3 protein-coding genes and 1 pseudogene are annotated in these 3,477 nt (G+C 63.7%); all 4 read left to right on the forward strand.

Going from position 1 to position 3,477, the window contains the following annotated elements; genetic code table 11:
* Nucleotides 1–340 (forward strand): annotated as a pseudogene (locus F615_RS20340) (methyl-accepting chemotaxis protein); the annotation flags it as partial.
* 33 nt (nt 341–373) lie between these two features.
* Entirely contained in the window at nt 374–1,945 is a 1,572-nt protein-coding gene (locus F615_RS20710; RefSeq protein WP_019562377.1) for a methyl-accepting chemotaxis protein, read from the forward strand.
* A gap of 109 nt (nt 1,946–2,054) precedes the next feature.
* Nucleotides 2,055–2,531 (forward strand): chemotaxis protein CheW, encoded by a 477-nt coding sequence (locus tag F615_RS0117190; protein WP_019562378.1) that lies wholly within the window; start codon nt 2,055–2,057, stop codon nt 2,529–2,531.
* Nucleotides 2,532–2,548: 17 nt separating this feature from the next.
* Nucleotides 2,549–3,477 (forward strand): methyl-accepting chemotaxis protein (locus F615_RS0117195; protein WP_019562379.1); only part of this gene is annotated, 929 nt, incomplete at its 3' end.

A 3,477-nucleotide genomic window follows, 5' to 3' on the forward strand; every position in this document is an offset into this window, starting at 1 on the left:
CCAGCAAAACGCCGCCTTGGTCGAACAGTCCGCCGCCGCCGCAGCGTCCCTGCGCGAACAAGCACAACGCCTCGCTCAAGTCGTGGCCACCTTCCAAATCGGGCAAGACGCTGCGCCCCCGCAACCCGCGGCGCCCACCACACCAGCCACGACGCACGCCGCCTCGCTGGCCCAAGCCGCCATCCGCAAGGCGGCCCAAAGCTCGCCCCCCGCGGCTGCCGGCCCACGCGAAGCGCCCAAGCGCCCCACCGTGACCGCCAGCCCCGCCCCCAGCACGCCCACCGCTCGCCCCCCCCAGCCAGCGGCCACGGCCCCCGATGACGATTGGGAAACCTTTTGATCGATACCGCTGAGACTTGTCGAGGAGACCATGATGAATTTGCTGCGCACCATGGTGCACGCCCGGATCGCGACCCGCCTGGCTGCGGCCTTGGGTGTGCTGATGCTGCTGATGATCGGCGTCAGCAGCTATAGCGTGAAGAAACTCTATGACACCACCGCAGTGATCCAACGCCTCACCGAACGCGACGGCGCGCTGCTGCAACTGGTGACGGAGTGGAAGTCCCTGGTGGACATCAATGTGCTGCGCATCGTGACGCATTCCCGTTTGGGCACGGGCGATTTCCCGGATCAGCTCATGAAAGACTACACCGCCGACTCGAAGAAAATCGACGCCTTGCAGCAGCGTTTTCGCGCGGCGATCGACGACCCCGGGCTGATTGCTCAATACGAGCAGATCGACAAGCTGCGCAAAGCCCTGCTGGCCTACGGCCCGAAGATCTTGGAGCTGCGCAACAGTGGCGACTACTACGCCCTGGAACAACTGTTGCAAGGCGACTTCGAGGACACTCGCAAAGCCTATATCGCCAGCATCGAAGCGCTGCAGCACGCAATCCAAGCCATGGCCCAACGCGCCTATGCCGACGCTCGGGCCGACAACCATGCGGCCGTGCTCGTCTCCGTCGGCCTGGTGCTGGCCAGTTTGGTGTTCGCGGCGGCCTTCGGTTGGCGTCTGAGCCGATCGATTTCCCGCCCCATCGCCTCGGTCGTGCGTCACGCCCATGCGATTGCCCAGGGCGACCTCTCCAACCCCGTGGAAGTCAATGCCGACGGGGAAGCTGGCGAACTGCAAGCCGCCCTGGCCCAGATGCAAGACTCCTTGCGTCGCATGGTGGCCCAAGTACAGCAAGCCACCGAGAACATCCGCACGGCCAGCGACGAAATCGCCACCGGAAATCAGGATCTGAGCAACCGCACCGAACAGGCCGCCTCCAGCCTGCAGCAAACCGCCTCATCGATGGAGCAGCTCACCGGCACGCTGGCCCAAAGCGCGCAGCATGCCACCCAGGCCAGCCAACTGGCGCGCGGTGCGGCCGAAGCCGCACAACGCGGCGGCCATGTCGTCTCGCAGGTCGTCTCTACGATGGAGGAGATCAACACCAGCGCCAAGAAGATCGCCGACATCATCGGCGTCATCGACGGCATCGCCTTCCAAACCAACATTCTGGCGCTCAATGCCGCCGTGGAATCCGCCCGCGCTGGCGAGCACGGCCGCGGCTTCGCGGTGGTCGCCGGCGAGGTGCGCACCCTGGCTCAGCGTTCGGCCCAAGCCGCCAAGGAAATCAAGGCGCTGATCGGCAACTCCGTCGACAAGGTCGAAAACGGCGCCCGGCTGGTCCACGACGCCGGCGCCTCGATGCAAGACATCGTGGCTGCCGTGCAACGCGTCACCGACATGATCGGCGACATCTCGGCGTCCACCCGCGAGCAAAGCGACGGCGTCGGTCAGATCAACCAAGCGGTCGCGCATCTGGACCAAATGACGCAACAAAACGCCGCCTTGGTCGAGCAATCGGCCGCTGCGGCCGCAAGTCTGCGCGAGCAAGCCCAACGCTTGGCCGACCTGGCATCGCAGTTCCGCCTTGCCTCGGCCTGCGCGGTCTAGGTGCGACCCTCAAGTCAGCCACAAAGCCGCCGATAAGGTCGGAAAGTGCCGGGCGGCATGCCCGGCCTCCCCACCAACCGCCCCTCCCATCGAACGGAAAGAAACCATCATGGGTGCCAAAGAAGCCTTCATCGACCAGTCAGCCCGACCCAGAGAGTATTTGACCTTCCGTATGGGCAGCGAGGAATACGGCATCGACATTCTGCGCGTGCAGGAAATCCGCTCCTATGAAGCCCCGACCCGCATCGCCAATGCCCCAGCTCACATCAAGGGCGTGGTGAACCTGCGCGGCGTGATCGTTCCCATCGTCGATTTGCGGGTGCGTTTTGCCACGGCCAAGTGCGATTACAACGATTTCACGGTCGTGGTCGTGCTGCACGTGGCTGGCCGGGTGGTCGGCGCCGTGGTGGATGCGGTCAGCGACGTGTTGGAAATCGCCCCCAACAGCATCCGCCCCGCTCCCGAGATGAGCGCCGCGGTGGATGCCAGTTGCATCGTCGGGCTGGCCAATGTGGGTGAGCGCATGCTGATCCTGCTCGATATCGAAAAACTCATGGCCGATCCAGCCATGGGCCTGACCGACTGAGTCTCACGGAGCGTCCTATGCAGTTGATGAGCTTGATGCGTCGATTCACGATCCGCACGCGCATGATCGGCGCGATTGCCGTGGTGCTGTGCCTGCTGGCCGTCGTGGGCGGCGCTGGATTGTTCGGGATGTTTCGGATGCAGGCGACGAGCCAGGCCTTCATCGACCAAGCCTATGCCAAGGCATCGCTGGTGTCGGAGCTGCGCCACAGCTTGGCCTTACTGCGCCGCTACGAGAAGGACATGATCATCTTCTACGAGCATCCGTCGCGAGTGTCGGAAACCCACGAACTGTGGAAGCAAGCCGCGGCCAAAATCAATGAACAAGTCCAGTCCCTCAAGGCACTGGCCAGCGCTCAAGACGCCGAGCTCTTGCAAGCCATTGGCAAGCATCTGGAAGACTATCAAACATCCTTCGCCCCAGTGGCGAATCAGCTTCTGGCCAGTGGCTACGACTCTGCCACCACGGCCGACAAGGTCATGTTCCGGGCCTATGCCGCGCTCAACGAGCTGGACAAAGCCTTTCAGACCTTGGTGCGCCAGCTCGATGAACAAGCCACCGTCGCCGAACAGGCGGCCCGCGAGGCGGCAAAGCTGACCATCGGCCTGTTTGCCTTGTCGGTCGCCGTGGCCATTTTGGTGGTCGTGCCGTTGACGCTGATCAACATGCAAAGCATTTGTCAGCCCATCGTCCAGGCACAAGACCTGGCTGCCGCCATCGCCTCCGGCGACCTGACCCGCGAGGTGCAAGTCCAAGGCAGCGACGAAGCCGCACAGCTGCTTGCAGCCTTGCAGCGCATGCAGGCATCACTGCGACACATCGTCGGTCAGGTGCATCAATCGACGGAGTCGATCTCCACCGCATCGAGCGAGATCGCCCAAGGCAACCAAGACCTCAGCCATCGCACCGAGCAAGCCGCCAGCAGCCTGCAGCAAACCGCCTCCTC

This window comes from Caldimonas manganoxidans ATCC BAA-369, from assembly GCF_000381125.1.
GTDB classification, from domain to species: domain Bacteria; phylum Pseudomonadota; class Gammaproteobacteria; order Burkholderiales; family Burkholderiaceae_C; genus Caldimonas; species Caldimonas manganoxidans.

Coding starts and splice junctions, on each gene's coding strand:
- F615_RS20710 (WP_019562377.1), top strand. CDS start 374: ATGAATTTGCTGCGCACCATGGTGCACGCCCGGATCGCGACCCGCCTG.
- F615_RS0117190 (WP_019562378.1), top strand. CDS start 2,055: ATGGGTGCCAAAGAAGCCTTCATCGACCAGTCAGCCCGACCCAGAGAG.